The following is an 18,279-nucleotide window of genomic DNA, read 5'->3' as shown; positions in this document are numbered from 1 at the left end:
GGTCCCGCGTGACGGCGCGCACAGCAGGCGGACGCCGGGTCGAGCTACCGTTGCTCGCGTCCCGCGCCCGCAATGCGCCCCCAAGCAGAGCCTCAACGACTGAAGGAACCATGCACCGATCAGCCTCGCGCCTCACCCGAGTCCTCGCCTGCGCAGCAGTCCCGATGATCCTCACCGTCGCCGGCTGCTCCTCCGATTCGGGCAAGGACTCGGGCTCGGACAGCGCCAAGAAGAAGTCCGACTCCTCCTCGTCCTCGAAGCCGACCCCGAAGGCCTCGGCCACCCTGGAGAAGGTGGCGTACCTCTCGCTGCCCGACCCGTGCAAGGCGATACAGGCGAAGACCATCGAGACGCTCGTCCCCGAGGCGAAGGAGAAGAACGGCACGGCGACCAAGTCGAACGACCTGTCCACCCGCGCCAGCTGCTCCTGGAACGGCCTGGACGAGGACGGTCTGAAGGGCTCGCAGTACCGCTGGCTCTCGATCTCCCTGGTCCGCTACGACTCGCACGCCTCGCTCGGCAGCGGCAACAAGCGCGCCGAGGAGCAGTACAAGAAGCAGGTGGAGGCCGCGAAGGCCTCCGAGGGCGCGCAGGACGTCAAGGTGGAGCCGGCCGGCGGGATCGGCGACGAGGGCACTTCGGTGGCCTACAACCTGAAGAAGGACGTCGAGTTCCTCAACAACACCATTCTGGTCCGCGCCCAGAACGTCGTGGTCACCCTCGACTACAACGGTGCCGCGTACGAGGGCGCCGCCGCCCCGGACCGCGCCAAGCTGCTCCAGGAGGCGACCGTCGCGGCCCGGGAGATCGTGGCCTCGGTCGACGCCGCGGGCAAGAACGCGCCGGCCGCGAAGCCGTCCGCGGAGCCGTCGAAGTCGGGCGAGCCGTCCAAGGCTCCCGAGCAGTCGCCGTCCGCGCAGGCCACCCAGGAGAGCTGACCGCGCGGATGACCGTGGGAACGGGGACGGGGGCGGACGCGGGGCTGACAACCGGCCATCCGCGCGCCACCCGTACTCTGTGCCTGCCATAGCTCGTCAAGGGGAGGGGATCGCGGGTGGCCGCGATGCAGCTGACTCGTACGCACCGCATATTGATCGGTGTCGTGGTCGCCGGTGCCGTGGTCATCGCGGGGATCGGTTTCGCGGGCTCGTACGCCGCGGTGCGCGCACTGGCGCTGCAGAAGGGCTTCGGCAGCTTCTCGCTCGTGTTCCCCATCGGCATCGACATGGGCATCTGCGTGCTGTTGGCGCTGGACCTGTTGCTGACGTGGATACGGATCCCGTTCCCGTTGCTGCGCCAGACCGCGTGGCTGCTGACGGCGGCGACGATCGCGTTCAACGGTGCAGCGGCCTGGCCGGATCCGCTCGGTGTGGGCATGCACGCCGTGATCCCGATCCTGTTCGTGGTCACCGTCGAGGCGGCCCGGCACGCGGTGGGTCGGATCGCGGACATCACCGCGGACCGGCACATGGAGGGCGTCCGGATCACCCGGTGGCTGCTGTCGCCGCTTCCGACCTTCAAGCTGTGGCGCCGGATGAAGCTGTGGGAACTGCGCTCCTACGAGCAGGCCGTCGGCATGGAGCAGGACCGGTTGATATACCAGGCGCGGCTCCAGGCCCGGTACGGGCGGGCCTGGCGTCGCAAGGCCCCCGTCGAGGCGCTGATGCCGCTGAAACTGGCCCGGATCGGGGTGCCGCTGGCGCAGACCGCCCCGGAGGGACTGGCGGCGGCGGGCATCGACCCGGTGCTGCTGCCCCCGGCGGCTCCCGGCGCGGCGGCCCTCCCCGAGGTCCAGGCCGCGCAGGTCCTGGCGGAGACGCCCGCGCTGACGGCCGCGACGGCGCAACCCCAGGCGCCCACCGCGCCCGCGCCCGCGCCCGAGCAGGCCGCGGCCCCCGTGCAGGGGCCCCAGCCGCAGCCCGCACAGCCCGGCTCCGCACAGCCCGGCCCCGGCCGGCTCGATCCCGCACAGCCCGAGCCCGCCGAGGCCGGACCGGTGTTCCACGGCCCGGCGCCCTTCGCGGTGGAGCCGACGGCCATGCCGGCGGCGCACAACAGCGCGTGGTTCGCCGCGCCGCTGGCCCCGCAGGCCGCGTACGAGGGTGGCTACAACCCGCAGTACGTGGAGGGTCTGGAGCCGATCCCGGTGATGCCCCCGGCCGGTCCCGAGGAGCAGCGGCGGCCCGAGCAGCAGGAGCTGCCGATCCCGGCCCCCCGCTCCCGGGAGGCCGCGGCCTCTCAAGCCGATGCCGACACCGACAACGACACCGACGACGCCCACGTCGACGAGGCGAAGTTCGCGGAGGCCGCCTACGAGGTCTTCCGCGCCTACCTCGACGAGTTCTCCCAGTTCCCGACGCCCGAGCAGGTCGACATACACCTCTCGGACCGGCACGGCATCGTGCACCCGCGCAGCGCCTCGATGATCCGGCGGCTCATGCCGGAGCTGAAGCAGCGCTACCAGCGCGACCTGGAGAACGAGCACATCGCGTAACCCGGAGCCGTACGGCACCGACACCACGCACGACGCCCGCACCGCACGCGCGAGGGCCCGCACCCCTCGGGGTGCGGGCCCTCGCGCGTCGTACGCGGTGCCTCGGCGGGCCCGGCCGCCTCAGACGGCCAGCAGCTTGCGCACCCGGTCCGCCCCGACCGCCAGCAGCAGCGTGGGCAGGCGCGGCCCGGTCTCCCGGGTCACGAGCAGCCGGTAGAGCAGGGCGAAGAACGTCCGCTGCGCGACCTTGAGCTCCGGCGTCGGCTTGGCGTCGGGCTCCAGGCCGGCCATGACCTTCGGCACGCCGTAGACCAGGGTGGTGAGCCCGTCGAGCGACCAGTGCGAGTCGAGCCCGTCGACGAGCAGCCGCAGGGACTCGCGACCCTCCTCGTCCAGCGAGGACAGCAGCTCGGTGTCGGGCTCCTCGCGGACCAGCGTGCGCTGGTCGGCCGGAACCTGGGTGGTGATCCAGTTCTCGGCTCGGTCCAGGCGCGGCCGTACCTCGTCGAGCGAGGTCAGCGGCGACGTCGGGTCCAGGTCGGACAGGATGCGCAGGGTCTGCTCGTCGTGCCCGGCGGTGATGTCGACGACGGACGCGAGCGTCCGGTACGCCATCGGCCGCGGGGTGCGGGGCAGTTCACCCTCCGCGGTGCGGACGGCGCGGGTGTGCGCGGCCGCGTCGGCCGGCAGCACGGAGCCGTCGGCGACCTTGGACTCCAGCTTGTCCCACTCGTCGTAGAGCCGCTGGATCTCCTGGTCGAAGGCGATCTTGAAGGACTGGTTCGGCTTGCGGCGCGCGTACAGCCAGCGCAGCAGCTGCGGCTCCATGATCTTCAGCGCGTCGGAGGGCGTCGGGACGCCACCCTTCGAGGAGGACATCTTGGCCATGCCGCTGATGCCGACGAACGCGTACATCGGTCCGATCGGCTGCTCGCCGCCGAAGATGTGCACGATCTGCCCGCCGACCTGGAAGGACGAGCCGGGCGAGGAGTGGTCGACGCCCGAGGGCTCGAAGATCACGCCCTCGTAGGCCCAGCGCATCGGCCAGTCGACCTTCCACACCAGCTTGCCGCGGTTGAACTCGCTGAGCTTGACCGTCTCGGTGAACTCGTCCTCGGTGCAGACGTAGGTCAGCTCCGTGGTCTCGTCGTTGTAGGACGTGACCGTGGTGAAGTCCTTGCCGCACTGCGCGCAGTAGGGCTTGTACGGGAAGTACCCGCCCTCGGCGCTGCTGCCGTCGTCCTCGGCGGCCGCGCCGGAGCCCTCGGCGGCCTCCAGCTCGGCCTCGTCGACCTGCTTCTGCTGGGGCTTCTTGCCGCCCGGCTTCTGCTTGGTGCGGTACTGGTCGAGCACGGCGTCGATGTCGCCGCGGTGCTTCATCGCGTGCAGGACCTGCTCGCGGTACACGCCGTTGGTGTACTGCTCGGTCTGGCTGATCGGGTCGTACTCGACGCCCATCTCGGCGAGCGCCTCGACCATCGCGGCCTTGAAGTGCTCGGCCCAGCTGCCGTACGCGGACCCGGCCGGGGCGGGGACGGCGGTCAGCGGCTTGCCGATGTGCGCGGCCCACGTCTCGTCGACGCCGGGGACGCCGGCCGGCACCTTCCGGTAGCGGTCGTAGTCGTCCCACGAGATCAGGTGGCGGACCTCGATGCCCCGGCGGCGGATCTCGTCCGCGACCAGGTGCGGGGTCATGACCTCGCGGAGGTTGCCCAGGTGGATCGGGCCGGAAGGGGAGAGTCCGGACGCGACGACGACAGGTTTGCCGGGTGCTCGGCGCTCCGCCTCGGCGATGACCTCGTCCGCGAAACGGGAGACCCAGTCGGTCTCGGTGCTGCTCTGAGCCACGACACGTCCTTCTACTCGAATGCTGGCTTCGCCATTCTCCCAGACGGAACGGGTCGCTCCGAGGTTGCTCCCCGCGCCCGATATCCCGCGAAAGCGAAGGGCCGCGCGTGGGATACTCGGCACTTGTCGGAACAACCAAGTGCACCCACCGGCACAACCTCACAGGAACGGCAGCTCATGGCCTCGGTCCCTTCCCTCGCTTCTTCCGTCAATCAGCGCGTCGCGGACGCCCTCGCCTCGGCCCTGCCGGAGGCCGGTGGCGCCGACCCGCTGCTGCGACGAAGCGACCGGGCCGACTTCCAGGCCAACGGCATCCTGGCGCTCGCGAAGAAGGCCAAGGCCAACCCGCGCGAGCTGGCGACGACCGTGGTCGAGGGCATCCCCACCGGTGACCTGATCAAGGAGATCGAGGTCTCGGGCCCCGGCTTCCTCAACATCACGATCACCGACAGGGCGATCATCGAGACCCTCGCGGCGCGGGCCGGCGACGACCGCCTCGGTGTCCCGCTCGCCGAGAACCCGGGCACCACGGTGATCGACTACGCCCAGCCGAACGTCGCCAAGGAGATGCACGTCGGTCACCTGCGGTCCGCCGTGATCGGCGCCGCGATGGTCGAGATCCTGGAGTTCACGGGCGAGAAGGTCGTCCGCCGGCACCACATCGGCGACTGGGGCACCCAGTTCGGCATGCTCATCCAATTCCTGATGGAGCACCCGCACGAGCTGGACCACAAGTCGGACGCGGAGGTCTCCGGCGAGGAGGCCATGTCCAACCTGAACCGGCTCTACAAGGCCTCGCGCGCCCTCTTCGACTCCGACGAGGAGTTCAAGACGCGCGCCCGCGCCCGGGTCGTCGACCTCCAGGCCGGCGAGCCGGAGACCCTCGCGCTGTGGCAGCGGTTCGTGGACGAGTCGAAGATCTACTTCTACTCCGTCTTCAACAAGCTGGACATGGACATCCAGGACCCCGACGTGGTCGGCGAGTCCGGCTACAACGACATGCTCGTGGAGACCTGCAAGCTGCTGGAGGAGTCGGGCGTCGCCGTCCGCTCCAACGGTGCGCTCTGCGTCTTCTTCGACGACGTCAAGGGCCCGGACGGCAACCCGACCCCGCTGATCGTCCAGAAGTCGGACGGCGGCTTCGGCTACGCCGCCACCGACCTCTCCGCGATCCGCGACCGGGTGGGCGGACTGAAGGCGTCCACGCTCCTCTACGTGGTCGACGCCCGTCAGTCCCTGCACTTCAAGATGGTCTTCGAGACGGCCCGCCGCGCCGGCTGGCTGAACGAGGACACCAAGGCCGTGCAGCTGGCCTTCGGCACCGTCCTCGGCAAGGACGGCAAGCCGTTCAAGACCCGTGAGGGCGAGACGGTGCGCCTGGTGGACCTGCTGGACGAGGCCGTCGAGCGGGCGACCACCGTCGTCCGGGAGAAGGACGCGGACCGCAACCTCCTCACCGAGGAGGAGATCGTCGAGAACGGCCTCCAGGTCGGCATCGGCGCGGTCAAGTACGCGGACCTCTCCACCTCCGCCGCGCGCGACTACAAGTTCGACCTGGACCAGATGGTGTCGCTGACCGGCGACACGTCCGTGTACCTCCAGTACGCGTACGCCCGGATCAAGTCCATCCTGCGCAAGGCGGGCGACCGTTCCCCGGTCGCGCACCCGGAGCTGGAGCTGGCCCCGGCCGAGCGCGCGCTGGGCCTGCACCTGGACCACTTCGGCGAGCTGGTCGCGGAGGCCGCCGGGGAGTACGCGCCGCACAAGGTGGCCGCGTACCTCTACCAGCTGTCCTCGCTGTTCACGACCTTCTACACCGAGTGCCCGGTCGTGAAGCCGGAGCCCGAGCTCGTCGTGGGCGAGAACCGCCTCTTCCTGTCGGACCTGACCGCCCGCACCCTCTCCAAGGGCATGTCCCTCCTCGGGATCCGGACCCCCGAGAAGCTCTGACACCCCCCTACGCGCACGACGCGTACCCGCTCGACCCGTACGCGCACGACCCCGCCCCCGGTAGTCCGATTCCGGGGGCGGGGTCTTTTTTCGGCCACATTGAGATAGTTGAATGTCGATCAATCGTGATCTGGGAGCCCTCCCCGGGGACCGCCCCGCCCCCTAATCTGAGCATGTTCAGTTAAGGGGTCGGGGCCGGAACGTCCGTGACCGGCATGGGGGGAAATCGAAGTGAAGCTCAAGCGCATGGCCCTGGTCGCGGCCGCCGCCGTCGCGGGTCCGACCGTCCTCGCCGCCACTCCGGCCATGGCCGCCGACCAGCCGGCAGTGATCGTTCCGGACACCGCGCCGAAGGAGGACGCCGCCCCGGCGACCGACGACGCCCCGGCCGCGCAGCAGCAGGATCAGGCCAAGCCGGCCCCGGTCACCCCGAGCGCCCCGACGGGCTCCCCCGCCGCCAAGCCGGCCCCGAAGACCTCCGAGACCCCCCAGGCCCCCCAGGCCCCGCAGGCCCCGCAGGCCCCGCAGGCCGAGAAGTCGGGCGAGACCGAGATCCCCCTGGGGGACGAGCTCCCCGACTCGATGCTGATGGGCCCCGAGGTCACCGTCCAGGGCATCCCGAAGGACGGCTTCCAGCCCGGGGGCGGCTGGACCGACCTGACCGTCAAGGTCGACAACAGCGGCCACATCGCCGTCAAGAACTACGTCCCGCACCTGTCGGTCATGGAGCTGGAGGGCCGCTTCAAGGCCTCCCAGATCAAGGTCGAGTACCGCGCCGCCGGCCAGAGCGGCGCGGCCTGGAAGTCCGCCGCGCCGATCCAGAGCGAGGAGATGGGCCCCGGCATCCAGTACGACCTGGGCCAGACCCCCTCGATCGCCGCCAACGCGAAGTACTCCGTCGACGTGCGCGTCGCCTTCGCCGCGGACATCGCCGTCCTGCCCTTCGAGATCTACACGGACGGCTCCAGCACGACCGCCGCCGGCGTCGCCCACTCCCCCGCCTCCTGGTACACCGCCAAGATCACCGGTGCGGAGGACGGCGAAGAGATCCCGATGCCCGTCGAGGGCCCCGCGCTCACCGTGTACGGCGTGCCGAAGGGCGGCTTCACGGCCGGCGGCGACTGGCAGAACCTCTCGATCCACGTCGACAACACCGGCAAGCAGCGCCTCGGACAGTTCGACCTGGCCCTCATCATGGCGCGCCCCGACTGGGTCTCGATGAAGGCCTCCCAGATCTCCCTGGAGGTCTACAGCAAGGACGCCCAGGGCAAGAAGGGCTGGCACAAGGCGGACTTCCACGACGAGGACGGCGTCTTCTTCGGCTTCGACCTCGCCGGCGGTGCGGTCGAAGCGGGCCAGAGCTTCGACGTACAGGTACGCGTCCGCTTCGCCGCCGACGCCCCGGTCGGCGACCTGACGCTCGGCGTCGCCGGCTGGGCCACGGTGAACGAGGACACCGGGGAGTACGCCGAGTCCCACTCCGACGGCATCCTGACGAAGATCAAGAAGGCGGCCACGGGCACCGGATCGGGTACGGGGACCGGTACGGGCAACCAGCACACCCCCGACGGCGACTCCAAGCCGATCGACCAGAACCCCGGCGGCAACGGCGGAGCCGGCGGCGAACTCGCCGCCACCGGCAGCTCCCCCGCCACCAGTTGGGCCCTCGGCGCCGGCGGCGTGGCCCTGGCGATGGGCGCCGCCCTGGTGGCCGGCACCGGCCGCCGTCGCCGCCCCACCGCCTGACCCGCGCGCACAGGCCGTACGGGGAACCCCCGCCGCCCGCCCGGGCCGCGGGGGTTCCTCATGTGTCGTACTCGCACCACACCACCTTCCCGGGCACGCAGGGCACGACCCCCCACCGGTCCGCGAGCGCCGCGACCAGCAGCAGCCCCCGGCCCCCCTCCACGCGCACGTCCCGGTCCTCGATCCGGGGGCGCCCGCCCCCGCTGTCGTGCACTTCGATCCGGACCGCGCCCTCGAAGCGCAGCAACCGCAGCCGGTAGCCCCGGCCGGGCGGGACGCCGTGCAGCAGGGCATTGGTGGCCAGCTCACTCACGCAGAGCAACAGGTCGTCCCGACGGCCGGTGACCTCCCACGCATCGAGTGTCTCGCCCAGGAACTCCCTTGCCGTACGCACGGTTTGGCGGCTGCGCGGATAGAACCGCTCCCGCACCAGGGCGGGTTGAATATTCACGTTCACGGGGTGATGGTCGCGGTGCGTGACTAGCGTGAGTGAGACGACCGACCCGTACTCCTCACTGAGTACGGGTTGGTACGGCTATCACTCGGGCGCAGGTGGGGAGTTCGGTTGCATGCCACCAAGGAAGAGGCCTCGGCCCAATTCGACCGCGATGAAGATGGTCGGCGAGATGGTCGCCGCCGCCCGACTCGCCAAAGGACTGACCCAACGCGCACTGGCTCTGGAAGTGCCCCTGGACATCGAGACGCTGGCCTCCATCGAGCAGGGCCGCCGTGTCCTGATGCCCGATGTCGCGGAGCGGATGGACCGGATCCTGGGCCTGCCCGGGATGCTGACGGTCGCCGCGAACAAGATGCCCGAGGTCGACAGCATCCCGCCGTGGGCCGAGGAGTACATGGAACGCGAGCTGGAGGCGCTCGCCCTGTCCTGGTACGACACGTTGACCGTGCCGGGGCTGCTCCAGACCGAGGAGTACGCGCGGTCCGTCCTCGGCTGCCGCGTGCCGTACCACGGCGAGGACTGGATCGAGCTCCAGACGGCCCGTCGCATCAAACGGCAGGCGATACTGCGCCGCCCGGCCCCGCCCACGCTCAGCTTCGTGATCTGGGAGGCCGCCCTGCGCGACCGGATCGGCGGTGACGCGGTCCACCGCGAGCAGGTCCGGCACCTGCGCGCCTGCGCCGATCGGCCGGGCATCGCCCTCCAGGTGCTACCCCTGGGCATCACCGCCCACGCCGGTCTGGACGGCCCGTTCATCCTGCTGGAGACCCCCGAACACCAGCACCTCGCGTACTCCGAAACCCAGCGCGGCAGCGTCCTCGTGCGCGACCCGAACGAGGTCAGCATCCTCACCCAGAAGTATGCGATGCTGCGATCCCAGGCCCTCAACTTCGATGAGACGAGGGGCCTGTTGGACCGGCTGCTAGGAGAGCGATGAGCACCGAACTCGCGTGGTTCAAGTCCAGCTACAGCGGCAGCGAGGGCGGCGCCTGCCTCGAAGTCGCCGTCGCCTGGCGCAAGTCCAGCCACAGCGGTGACGAGGGTGGCCAGTGCGTCGAGGTGGCCACCTGCCCCTGCGCCGCCGGCCAGGTGCACGTGCGGGACTCCAAGGTGCCGCACGGACCCACCCTGACCCTCGCCCCGCACAGCTGGACCCGTCTGACCGACTGGGTCCGCGACTAGAACGCCTCGGCGAGGTCGACGAAGCCGAGGAAAAGCCCACGCAGTAGGGCCTTCTACGCAACCTCGGAGGCCTCTTTCCCCTCCCGCTCCACATGGGAGCGCATCGACTCACCGGGCTCGACGCGGCCCGCGGCATCGCCGTCCTCGGCATGTTCGCGGTCCACGTCGGCCCGACCCCCCGGCTCCGCACCCGCACCCTGACGGTGGTGGCCGGCGCGAGCGTCGTGGTGGGCCCGGTGCTCTCGTACGTGCTGGGCAACGCGTTCGGCCTGATGGTGGCGCTCGCCCGGAGCCCGCTCGCGGCGAAGGCGCTGCGGCCGGTCGCCGCCGACGGCGCGAGGGCCCTGTCCGTGTACGTGGCGCGCGCCCTCGTCCTGCTCCCACACGCCCGGAGCGACTGGGGCGGCCCTCCACTGGTACGCGGCAACAGCCCTGCTGGGCTGCCTGACCTGGCAGTACGCACTGCGCGGCAGCCCGTCCCGGCGCGCACGCCGGGACGGGGCCGCGATCAGCGGTTGAGCGGAGTCAACGGTTGAGCGGGTACGAGTGCCGGCCCGTGGCCTCGTCGATCTCCGTGTGCGCCTTCTGCAACATCTGACCCGCGAGGTCCATCAGCGCCCTCGCGCCGGCGATCTCCTCGCCGACCCGCAGCTGATCCGGGTCCGACGGGTGGCGCATGGCATAGCCGTGCGCCCTCATCTCGGAGCCGTCCGCGAGCCTCACCATGGCCGCCGCACCCGTGCGGTGCCCCTCTTCGGAGAACTCCAGCTCCACGTGCCATCCGACGAGCGTGGACATGCTGCACCACCTCCAGGATCACCCTGCTTCCAGGGTGCGCCCGCCGGCGCCGGGCCGCGACCTCCGCCGGTCGCCGGCTCGCGGCGGGCGACGCACGATGGAAGAGGGACCCGGGGGCAGGCGGCTCGCAGAGCCGCCACTCCCCCACCCCGATCTCCTCGACTCTCCTCGACAGGAGCAGCCCATGTTCCGCACCACTCGGCGCGTACGACGCGTCGCCGTCACCACGCTCGTCGCGTCCTCGTTCGCCCTCGGCGGCGCCGCGTTCCTCGCGCCCACCGCCGGCGCGGCGGTCCCCGCCGCGAGCTGCACCGTGACGCCCGGGCCGACCGGCTCCGTCGTCATCACCGGCGAGGGCTTCACGGCCCCCCGCAAGCTCAACGACGGCGAGAGCACGCAGCCGCTGAACGTCGACGCCAGCGGCAACTTCCGGGAGACCCGCTTCCAGAAGAACGTCAACTACACGGTCCTCGCGGTCAACGAGGACCAGAACTTCATCTTCGTCAACTGCAAGGTCCTCGCGAAGCCCAGCCCCGACTCGCCCACGTCCAAGCCGAACGCCCCCAAGAACGCCCAGGCGGACTTCCGGCAGGGCTTCAAGGACGGCTACGGCGCCGGCAAGCCGGCTGCCGCCAAGAGCTGCGACAGCCGCCCGCAGGCGAACAAGTCCCAGCAGCACAGCGACTCGTACTGGAAGGGCTGGGGCCAGGGAGTCGGCGCCGCCTTCCGACAGGCCTGCAACCGCTGACCCGCCGCACCGCGCGCCGGCTCAGCGCGCCTCGCGCAGCCAGCCCGCGACCTCGGTCGCCCAGTAGGTCAGGATCGTGTCCGCGCCCGCCCGCCTGATGCCGAGCAGCGTCTCCAGGATCGCCCGGTCGCGCTCGATCCAGCCCTTCTCCGCGGCGGCCTCGACCATCGCGTACTCGCCACTGATCTGGTACGCCGCGACGGGCACGTCCACGGCCTGCGCGACCCGGTACAGGATGTCCAGGTAGGGGCCCGCCGGCTTGACCATGACCATGTCGGCGCCCTCCTCCAGGTCCAGCGCGAGCTCCCGCAGCGACTCGCGGGCGTTCGCCGGATCCTGCTGGTAGGTCTTGCGGTCGCCCTGGAGCGAGGACCCGACGGCCTCCCGGAAGGGACCGTAGAACGCCGACGAGTACTTCGCCGTGTACGCCAGGATCGAGACGTCCTCGTGGCCCGTCTCGTCGAGCGCGTCACGGATCACGCCGACCTGGCCGTCCATCATCCCGCTCGGCCCCACCACGTGGACGCCCGCGTCCGCCTGGACCTGCGCCATCTCCGCGTACCGCTCCAGCGTCGCGTCGTTGTCCACGCGCCCGTGCTCGTCCAGGACGCCGCAGTGCCCGTGGTCGGTGTACTCGTCCAGGCACAGGTCCGACATGATCACCAGGTCGTCGCCGACCTCGGCCTTCACGTCGCGGATCGCGAGCTGGAGGATCCCGTCCGGCTCGGTGCCCGCCGTGCCCCGCGCGTCCTTGTTCTCGTCCGCCGGGACCCCGAAGAGCATGATCCCCGCGACCCCCGCCGAGACCGCTTCGACGGCCGCCTTCCGCAGCGTGTCCCGCGTGTGCTGGACGACGCCCGGCATCGCCGCGATCGCGACCGGCTCGCTGATGCCCTCGCGCACGAACGCCGGGAGGATCAGGTCCGAGGGGTGCAGTCGCGTCTCCGCGACCATCCGCCGCATCGCCGGGGTCGTGCGCAGCCGCCGGGGCCGCGAACCGGGGAAGGATCCGTACGCGCTCATCTTCAGTCGCCTCTTCGCACTTCGACAGCAGTCGCCCCCCAGCCTAGGGCCGCACGCCGCAGGAACGGCGCGCGGCCCGGGCGCACACGCACCCGGGCCGCGCCCGTCACTCCTCGCCCCGCCCGGCCGGCCGTTCGACCGGCCGGCGGGACGGCCTCACCGACTCACGTCGTGCGTCGGCGTCGCGCTCCCGGCCGTCGCTCGCTCGGCCGGGCCACCGACTCGCCGGCCTCCTTGGCCGCGTCGCGGCGCGCCGCGCCGTACTCGGCCAGCGCCTCCGCCAGCTTCGACACCGACGGCTCCGGCGACAGCACGTCCACGCGCAGCCCGTGCTCCTCCGCGGTCTTGGCCGTCGCCGGCCCGATACACGCGATGACGGTCACGTTGTGCGGCTTGCCCGCGATCCCGACCAGGTTGCGGACGGTGCTCGACGACGTGAACATCACGGCGTCGAAACCGCCGCCCTTGATCGCCTCGCGGGTGTCCGCCGGCGGCGGCGACGCGCGCACGGTCCGGTAGGCCGTCACGTCGTCGACCTCCCAGCCCAGCTCTATCAGCCCGGCGACCAGCGTCTCCGTCGCGATGTCGGCCCGCGGCAGGAAGACGCGGTCGATCGGGTCGAAGACCGGGTCGTAGGGCGGCCAGTCCTCCAGCAGCCCGGCGGCCGACTGCTCGCCGCTCGGCACCAGGTCCGGCTTCACGCCGAACTCCACCAGCGCGGCCGCGGTCTGCTCGCCCACCGCGGCGACCTTGATGCCCGCGAAGGCCCGCGCGTCCAGCCCGTACTCCTCGAACTTCTCGCGCACCGCCTTCACGGCGTTCACCGAGGTGAAGGCGATCCACTCGTAGCGGCCCGTGACCAGGCCCTTGACCGCCCGCTCCATCTGCTGCGGGGTGCGCGGCGGCTCCACGGCGATCGTCGGCACCTCGTGCGGCACGGCGCCGTACGAACGCAACTGGTCGGAGAGCGAGGCGGCCTGCTCCTTGGTGCGCGGCACCAGCACCCGCCAGCCGAACAGCGGCTTCGACTCGAACCAGGCCAGGTCCTCGTGACGCGCGGCCGCGCCGTGCTCACCGACCACGGCTATGACGGGGCGCGCGCCCTCGGGCGAGGGCAGCACCTTCCCCTGCTTGAACACCTGGGCGATGGTGCCCAGGGTGGCGTTCCAGGTCCGCTGCCGCGTCGTGGTGCCCGCCACCGTCACGGTGAGGGGGGTGTCGGGCTTGCGCCCGGCCGACACCAGCTCGGAGGCGGCCGCGGACACGGTCTCCAGGGTCGCGGAGACCACGAGGATCCCGTCGCTCGCGCCGACCTCGCTCCAGCAGCGCGCCGAGGCGTTGCGGGCGTCGACGAAGCGCACGTCCGTGCCCTTGGCGTCCCGGCCGCCGCTCAGCGGCACACCCGCGTACGCGGGCACGCCGACGGCGGTCGCGACACCGGGCACCACCTCGAAGGGGATGCCCTCGGTCGCGCAGGCCAGCATCTCCTCGGCGGCGTTGCCGTCGAGCCCGGGGTCGCCCGTGACGGCACGGACCACCCGCCTGCCGGACCGCGCGGCCTCCATGACAAGATTGGCGGCATCACGGATCACCGGGACACCGGCGGCTGCTGACACTTCGTCAGCCACCGTCAGCTGCGGCGTGTCGACGCCCGCGCGAGCATGGGTGCGTACGACTTCGAGCACCTCGGGCTCCGCGATCAGCACGTCCGCGGCGCCGAGCGCCTCGACGGCGCGCAGTGTCAGCAGACCCGGGTCGCCGGGGCCGGCACCGAGGAAGGTGACGCGCCCGTGGGCGGCGACCGCCGGACGAGCGGAGGTGGTGGGGATTGAGGGGTTCAAAGGGATCGCTCCCCCATCAGACCGGCCGCGCCCTTGGCCAGCATCTCGTCCGCGAGTTCGCGTCCGAGCGCCATGGCCTCGTCGTGAGACTGGGGCACGGGACCGGTGGTGGACAGCTGCACGAGCGTCGAGCCGTCGAGCGTTCCGACGACACCGCGCAGGCGCATTTCATTGACAACCTGCCCGTCGGCCAACAGGTCGGCGAGCGCGCCCACGGGCGCGCTGCAGCCGGCCTCCAGGGCGGCGAGCAGAGACCTTTCGGCGGTCACGGCGGCTCGCGTGTACGAGTCGTCGAGTTCACCGAGGGCGGCGATGAGGTCCGTGGCGGACGCGAGGCACTCCACGGCCAGGGCTCCCTGGCCGGGTGCGGGCAGCACGTTGTCCACGGACAGCAGGTCGGTCGCCTCGTCACCGCGGCCGAGCCGGTTCAGCCCGGCGGCGGCGAGGACGACGGCGTCGAGTTCCCCGTCGCGCACGAAGCCGATCCGGGTGTCGACGTTCCCGCGGATGGGGACCGTCTCGATGACCTTGCCCAGGCTCCTGGCGTACGCGTTGAGCAGCGCCGTGCGCCGCGGCGAACCGGTACCGATCCGCGCGCCGTCGGGCAGTTGCTCGAAGGCCAGGCCGTCACGGGCGACGAGCGCGTCGCGCACGTCCTCCCGCCGCGGCATCGCCGCGATGACCAGTTCCTCGGGCTGCGCGGTCGGCAGGTCCTTCAGCGAGTGCACCGCGAAGTCGACCTCGCCCCGCACGAGGGCGTCGCGCAGCGCCGTGACGAACACGCCGGTGCCGCCGATCTGCGCGAGGTGCTCGCGGGACACGTCACCGTAGGTCGTGATCTCCACGAGCTCGACGGGCCGGCCGGTGACCGCCCGCACCGCCTCGGCGACGTGCCCGGACTGGGACATGGCCAACTTGCTGCGTCGCGTGCCAAGCCGGAGGGGCTGGTCGGGACGTGTGTTCATGATGCCCGTCCTGGGTCGTCGTTCTTCGGATCGGCCGCGTCCGCCCGGCTGACGGAGGCCACCGTCTGAGGGTCGAGGTCGAAGAGTTCGCGCAGCGCCTCGGCGTACCCGGCGCCGCCGGGCTCACTGGCGAGCTGCTTGACGCGCACGGTCGGCGCGTGGAGGAGCTTGTCGACGACGCGGCGCACGGTCTGGGTGACCTCGGCGCGCTGCCGCTCGTCGAGGTCGGGCACCCGGCCGTCGAGCCGGGCCACTTCCATCGCCACCACCTCGGCGGCCATGGCGCGCAGCGCGACGACGGTGGGCGTGATGTGCGCGGCCCGCTGGGCGGCCCCGAACGCGGCCACCTCCTCCGCGACGATCGCGCGCACGGCGTCCACGTCGGCGGCCATCGGCGCGTCGGCGGAGGCCTCGGCGAGCGATTCGATGTCCACGAGGCGTACCCCGGGGACACGGTGCACGGCGGCGTCGATGTCGCGCGGCATGGCCAGGTCGAGGAGCGCGAGCCGTACGGTCGCGCCGTTCACGACGGCCGGCCGGCTCCGGCGGGGCTGCCGCTGGGCGGCCGCCTCGCCCTGGTCGGCCCAGGTGCCGTGCAGTTCGAGGGCGTTGGCGTCGACCCCGGTGAGCGCGGAACGCCCGTCGGAGGTCGGCGCGTCCAGGCCCAGCGGGCAGTCGTCGCGCTCGGCGACCGCCGTCAGGGTCCGCGCGGCCCCGGCGTCCGCCAGCCGCCGCCCGCCCTCGGCGGCGGCCACCAGCCGCGCCAGGACCTCGGCACTGGCGAGCCCGTCCTGCGCGGGAACCGAAACGCCGCCCGACCGCGTCCCCCCAGGGGGAGCGGAAACCGGAGCCGGGGCGGAACCCCGCCCACCGGACGTCATCGGGGAACCACCCTGATCCACCGGCGCCTGCGGCGCGGGGATCGGGGCGGAGCCCTTGGACAGCGCGTCCGCGACGTCGTCGCCGGTCAGTACCAGTCCGGTGGCCCCGGTGCAGGACACGACCACGTCAACACGTGTCAGCTCATCCGCCACACGCGTCATCGGCACCGCGCGGGCCGCCACCCCGGTGCCCGAGGCAACCAGAATCTCGGCCAAACGCTCCGCCCGCTCGACGGTCCGGTTCGCCACCATGATCTCGGCGATCCCGACCCGTGCCAGCGTCGCGGCGGCCAGCGAGGACATCGAACCGGCGCCGATCACCAGCGCCCGCTTGCCCGCGGCCCAACGGTCCACCGGCTCGTGGACGGCCAACTGCTCCAGCCCGAAGGTCACCAGCGACTGCCCGGCCCGGTCGATCCCGGTCTCCGAGTGCGCCCGCTTGCCGACCCGCAGCGCCTGCTGGAACAGGTCGTTGATCAGCCGCCCGGCGGTGTGCTGCTCCTGCCCCAGCGCCAGCGCGTCCTTGATCTGGCCGAGGATCTGCCCCTCGCCGACGACCATCGAGTCCAGCCCGCACGCCACCGAGAACAGGTGGTGCACCGCCCGGTCCTCGTAGTGCACGTAGAGATAGGGGGTGAGCTCTTCCAGGGCCACCCCGCTGTGCTGCGCGAGCAGCGTGGACAGCTCGGCGACACCGGCGTGGAACTTGTCCACGTCCGCGTACAGCTCGATCCGGTTGCAGGTGGCCAGCACGGTCGCCTCGGTCGCCGGTTCGGCGGCGAGGGTGTCGTGCAGCAGCTTCACCTTGGCATCGGCGGACAGGGAGGCCCGCTCCAGCACGCTGACCGGTGCGCTGCGGTGGCTCAGCCCTACGACGAGCAGACTCATGCCGGCATCACCGCCGGCACGTCACCCTCGGGGTTGCCCTTGCGCGAGGTGGCGGCGGCGCGTCCCGCGGGCGGGACCACGGCGGCGGCGGGAGCGGCTCCCGTGCCGGTGTCCTCGTCGTCCGCCAGGGATCCGGCGGCAGCGGCGGCCGCGGCCCCCTCGCCGGCCTTGCGCTGCTCGTGGAAGGCGAGGATCTGCAGCTCGATCGACAGGTCGACCTTGCGCACGTCCACACCCTCGGGCACCGACAGCACGGTCGGCGCGAAGTTCAGGATGGAGGTGACCCCGGCGGCGATGAGCCGCTCGCTCACCTGCTGCGCGGCGCCGGCCGGGGTCGCGATGACCCCGATCGAGACGCCGTTGTCCTCGATGATCTTCTCCAGCTCGTCGGTGTGCTGCACGGGCATCCCGGCGACCGGCTTCCCGGCCATGGCCGGGTCGGCGTCGATCAGCGCCGCGACGCGGAACCCGCGCGAGGCGAAGCCCCCGTAGTTGGCCAGGGCGGCGCCCAGGTTGCCGATGCCGACGATGACGACGGGCCAGTCCTGCGTCAGACCGAGCTCGCGGGAGATCTGGTAGACGAGGTACTCGACGTCGTACCCGACACCGCGGGTGCCGTACGAGCCGAGGTAGGAGAAGTCCTTGCGCAGCTTCGCGGAGTTGACTCCGGCGGCGGCCGCGAGCTCCTCGGAGGACACCGTGGGCACCGATCGCTCGGAGAGCGCGGTGAGCGCGCGCAGGTACAGCGGAAGCCGGGCGACAGTGGCCTCGGGAATACCTCGGCTGCGGGTCGCCGGTCGGTGAGTTCGGCCAGTTGCCACGATGCTCCTGCGGGATGAGCGGGGCTGCAGGCGGCCACTTGTCCCAGGACCGCCCCGTCGAATGCAGGCTATGTCTTTGTGAACGCGTGCACAAAGATTGTGTCCGCTTTGTCCGAGCAAAGTGACCGGGGTCACGCGGGTCGGTGCTGCGGCACGGGAACCCGGAACGGGCCGAACCCGTTCAAATCCCGAGGGGGGCAAAACGGCACACACTCCTCATCGATACGCCCCCGAGTCCCCATAAATCGCCCATGATGGTAACCGCCTGGACGGTCAGCCCTCCAATGCCCGACGCAGCTTCTCAGGGTTCACCCTCCAGAAGGTGTGCTGTTCACCATCCACCAGCACCACCGGAATCTGCTCCCAATGGCGGCGGTAGAGCTCCTCGTCCTGCGAGATGTCCTTCTTCTCCCACCGCGCCCCCGTCTGCGCGCAGACCTCCTCGATCACCGACTGGGCGTCGTCGCACAGATGACACCCCGGCTTCCCGACGAGCGTGACCAGTCGCTCCTCGGGACGCTTCTTTTCCTTACGACGCAGCAGAGGACTCATGTCCTCATTCTCCCGCGCCCCCACGCCCCCCGGGACCCCTCGGCAGCCCCCGCCGACATGCCGGTACGGAACGCCCCCCGCCCCG

At 71.5% G+C, this 18,279-nt stretch carries 17 protein-coding genes; 8 read left to right on the top strand and 9 right to left on the bottom strand.

Features of this window, described 5'->3' with window-relative positions:
* The first annotated feature begins 110 nt into the window (after nucleotides 1-110).
* On the top strand, nucleotides 111-938 hold the full coding sequence (locus OG906_RS19505; RefSeq protein ID WP_329444480.1) for a DUF3558 family protein: 828 nt from the start codon (nucleotides 111-113) through the stop codon (nucleotides 936-938).
* Between the two features lie 116 nt (nucleotides 939-1,054).
* The gene (locus OG906_RS19500) at nucleotides 1,055-2,494 is read left to right on the top strand and encodes a DUF2637 domain-containing protein (protein WP_329444479.1); all 1,440 of its coding nucleotides are present in this window, start codon (nucleotides 1,055-1,057) and stop codon (nucleotides 2,492-2,494) included.
* Nucleotides 2,495-2,614: 120 nt separating this feature from the next.
* Here OG906_RS19500 and lysS read toward each other — a convergent pair whose 3' ends face one another.
* On the bottom strand, nucleotides 2,615-4,342 hold the full coding sequence (lysS, locus tag OG906_RS19495) for a lysine--tRNA ligase (protein WP_267802018.1): 1,728 nt from the start codon (nucleotides 4,340-4,342) through the stop codon (nucleotides 2,615-2,617).
* 177 nt (nucleotides 4,343-4,519) lie between these two features.
* Here lysS and argS point away from each other — a divergent pair, with 177 nt between their 5' ends.
* Both argS and OG906_RS19485 read left to right on the top strand, forming a co-directional pair.
* Complete coding sequence (gene argS / locus OG906_RS19490; protein ID WP_329444476.1) at nucleotides 4,520-6,292, top strand: arginine--tRNA ligase; 1,773 nt, start codon at nucleotides 4,520-4,522, stop codon at nucleotides 6,290-6,292.
* A 231-nt stretch (nucleotides 6,293-6,523) separates the two neighbouring features.
* Complete coding sequence (locus OG906_RS19485; protein ID WP_329444474.1) at nucleotides 6,524-8,038, top strand: hypothetical protein; 1,515 nt, start codon at nucleotides 6,524-6,526, stop codon at nucleotides 8,036-8,038.
* 58 nt (nucleotides 8,039-8,096) lie between these two features.
* Here the strand turns inward: OG906_RS19485 and OG906_RS19480 are convergent, their stop codons facing one another.
* A complete protein-coding gene (locus OG906_RS19480; RefSeq protein ID WP_267802021.1) occupies nucleotides 8,097-8,495 on the bottom strand; it encodes an ATP-binding protein in 399 nt (132 codons plus the stop codon).
* Between the two features lie 151 nt (nucleotides 8,496-8,646).
* Here OG906_RS19480 and OG906_RS19475 point away from each other — a divergent pair, with 151 nt between their 5' ends.
* The 3 genes from OG906_RS19475 to OG906_RS19465 all read left to right on the top strand — a co-directional run bounded on the left by OG906_RS19475 (nucleotide 8,647) and on the right by OG906_RS19465 (nucleotide 10,213).
* Nucleotides 8,647-9,432 carry a helix-turn-helix domain-containing protein gene (locus tag OG906_RS19475; RefSeq protein WP_329444472.1) on the top strand — a complete coding sequence of 262 codons (786 nt, stop codon included), beginning with the start codon at nucleotides 8,647-8,649 and terminating at the stop codon, nucleotides 9,430-9,432.
* Entirely contained in the window at nucleotides 9,429-9,677 is a 249-nt protein-coding gene (locus OG906_RS19470; protein WP_329444470.1) for a DUF397 domain-containing protein, read from the top strand. Before OG906_RS19475 ends, OG906_RS19470 begins: the two co-directional genes overlap by 4 nt.
* Before the next feature lie 92 nt (nucleotides 9,678-9,769).
* On the top strand, nucleotides 9,770-10,213 hold the full coding sequence (locus tag OG906_RS19465; protein ID WP_329444468.1) for a hypothetical protein: 444 nt from the start codon (nucleotides 9,770-9,772) through the stop codon (nucleotides 10,211-10,213).
* Here the strand turns inward: OG906_RS19465 and OG906_RS19460 are convergent.
* Complete coding sequence (locus OG906_RS19460; RefSeq protein ID WP_053682948.1) at nucleotides 10,203-10,475, bottom strand: DUF1876 domain-containing protein; 273 nt, start codon at nucleotides 10,473-10,475, stop codon at nucleotides 10,203-10,205. The two genes, OG906_RS19465 and OG906_RS19460, sit on opposite strands and share 11 nt — an antisense overlap.
* Nucleotides 10,476-10,659: 184 nt before the next feature.
* On the opposite strand from OG906_RS19460, the gene OG906_RS19455 reads away from it, so the two are divergent.
* Nucleotides 10,660-11,223, top strand: a complete 564-nt coding sequence (locus OG906_RS19455) for a hypothetical protein (protein WP_329444466.1) — start codon at nucleotides 10,660-10,662, stop codon at nucleotides 11,221-11,223.
* Between the two features lie 21 nt (nucleotides 11,224-11,244).
* On the opposite strand, the gene hemB is transcribed toward OG906_RS19455, so the two are convergent.
* From hemB to OG906_RS19425, 6 genes are all read right to left on the bottom strand, one after another.
* Nucleotides 11,245-12,246, bottom strand: coding sequence for a porphobilinogen synthase (gene hemB, locus OG906_RS19450; RefSeq protein ID WP_053682953.1), 1,002 nt, complete (start codon nucleotides 12,244-12,246; stop codon nucleotides 11,245-11,247).
* A gap of 164 nt (nucleotides 12,247-12,410) precedes the next feature.
* On the bottom strand, nucleotides 12,411-14,087 hold the full coding sequence (locus tag OG906_RS19445; RefSeq protein WP_329444464.1) for a bifunctional uroporphyrinogen-III C-methyltransferase/uroporphyrinogen-III synthase: 1,677 nt from the start codon (nucleotides 14,085-14,087) through the stop codon (nucleotides 12,411-12,413).
* Nucleotides 14,084-15,052, bottom strand: a complete 969-nt coding sequence (gene hemC, locus OG906_RS19440; RefSeq protein WP_329444462.1) for a hydroxymethylbilane synthase — start codon at nucleotides 15,050-15,052, stop codon at nucleotides 14,084-14,086. Before hemC ends, OG906_RS19445 begins: the two co-directional genes overlap by 4 nt.
* Entirely contained in the window at nucleotides 15,049-16,821 is a 1,773-nt protein-coding gene (locus tag OG906_RS19435; RefSeq protein WP_329444460.1) for a glutamyl-tRNA reductase, read from the bottom strand. Before OG906_RS19435 ends, hemC begins: the two co-directional genes overlap by 4 nt.
* Nucleotides 16,818-17,642, bottom strand: a complete 825-nt coding sequence (locus OG906_RS19430) for a redox-sensing transcriptional repressor Rex (RefSeq protein WP_329444458.1) — start codon at nucleotides 17,640-17,642, stop codon at nucleotides 16,818-16,820. The genes OG906_RS19435 and OG906_RS19430 overlap by 4 nt, the downstream gene beginning before the upstream one ends.
* Before the next feature lie 273 nt (nucleotides 17,643-17,915).
* On the bottom strand, nucleotides 17,916-18,194 hold the full coding sequence (locus tag OG906_RS19425) for a glutaredoxin family protein (protein WP_266947963.1): 279 nt from the start codon (nucleotides 18,192-18,194) through the stop codon (nucleotides 17,916-17,918).
* Nucleotides 18,195-18,279: the final 85 nt, after the last annotated feature.

It is taken from the genome of Streptomyces sp. NBC_01426 (assembly GCF_036231985.1).
Classification (GTDB): domain Bacteria; phylum Actinomycetota; class Actinomycetes; order Streptomycetales; family Streptomycetaceae; genus Streptomyces.
The sequence above is the reverse complement of the archived record's forward strand: the minus strand, read 5'-3'. Positions and strand labels throughout refer to the sequence as shown.

Bases quoted from the DNA above. Each gene is read 5' to 3' on its own strand.
- OG906_RS19505 (WP_329444480.1), top strand. From the start codon at position 111: ATGCACCGATCAGCCTCGCGCCTCACCCGAGTCCTCGCCTGCGCAGCA.
- argS (WP_329444476.1), top strand. From the start codon at position 4,520: ATGGCCTCGGTCCCTTCCCTCGCTTCTTCCGTCAATCAGCGCGTCGCG.
- OG906_RS19475 (WP_329444472.1), top strand. From the start codon at position 8,647: ATGAAGATGGTCGGCGAGATGGTCGCCGCCGCCCGACTCGCCAAAGGA.
- OG906_RS19470 (WP_329444470.1), top strand. From the start codon at position 9,429: ATGAGCACCGAACTCGCGTGGTTCAAGTCCAGCTACAGCGGCAGCGAG.
- OG906_RS19465 (WP_329444468.1), top strand. From the start codon at position 9,770: ATGGGAGCGCATCGACTCACCGGGCTCGACGCGGCCCGCGGCATCGCC.
- OG906_RS19460 (WP_053682948.1), bottom strand. From the start codon at position 10,475: ATGTCCACGCTCGTCGGATGGCACGTGGAGCTGGAGTTCTCCGAAGAG.
- OG906_RS19455 (WP_329444466.1), top strand. From the start codon at position 10,660: ATGTTCCGCACCACTCGGCGCGTACGACGCGTCGCCGTCACCACGCTC.
- hemB (WP_053682953.1), bottom strand. From the start codon at position 12,246: ATGAGCGCGTACGGATCCTTCCCCGGTTCGCGGCCCCGGCGGCTGCGC.
- hemC (WP_329444462.1), bottom strand. From the start codon at position 15,052: ATGAACACACGTCCCGACCAGCCCCTCCGGCTTGGCACGCGACGCAGC.
- OG906_RS19435 (WP_329444460.1), bottom strand. From the start codon at position 16,821: ATGAGTCTGCTCGTCGTAGGGCTGAGCCACCGCAGCGCACCGGTCAGC.
- OG906_RS19425 (WP_266947963.1), bottom strand. From the start codon at position 18,194: ATGAGTCCTCTGCTGCGTCGTAAGGAAAAGAAGCGTCCCGAGGAGCGA.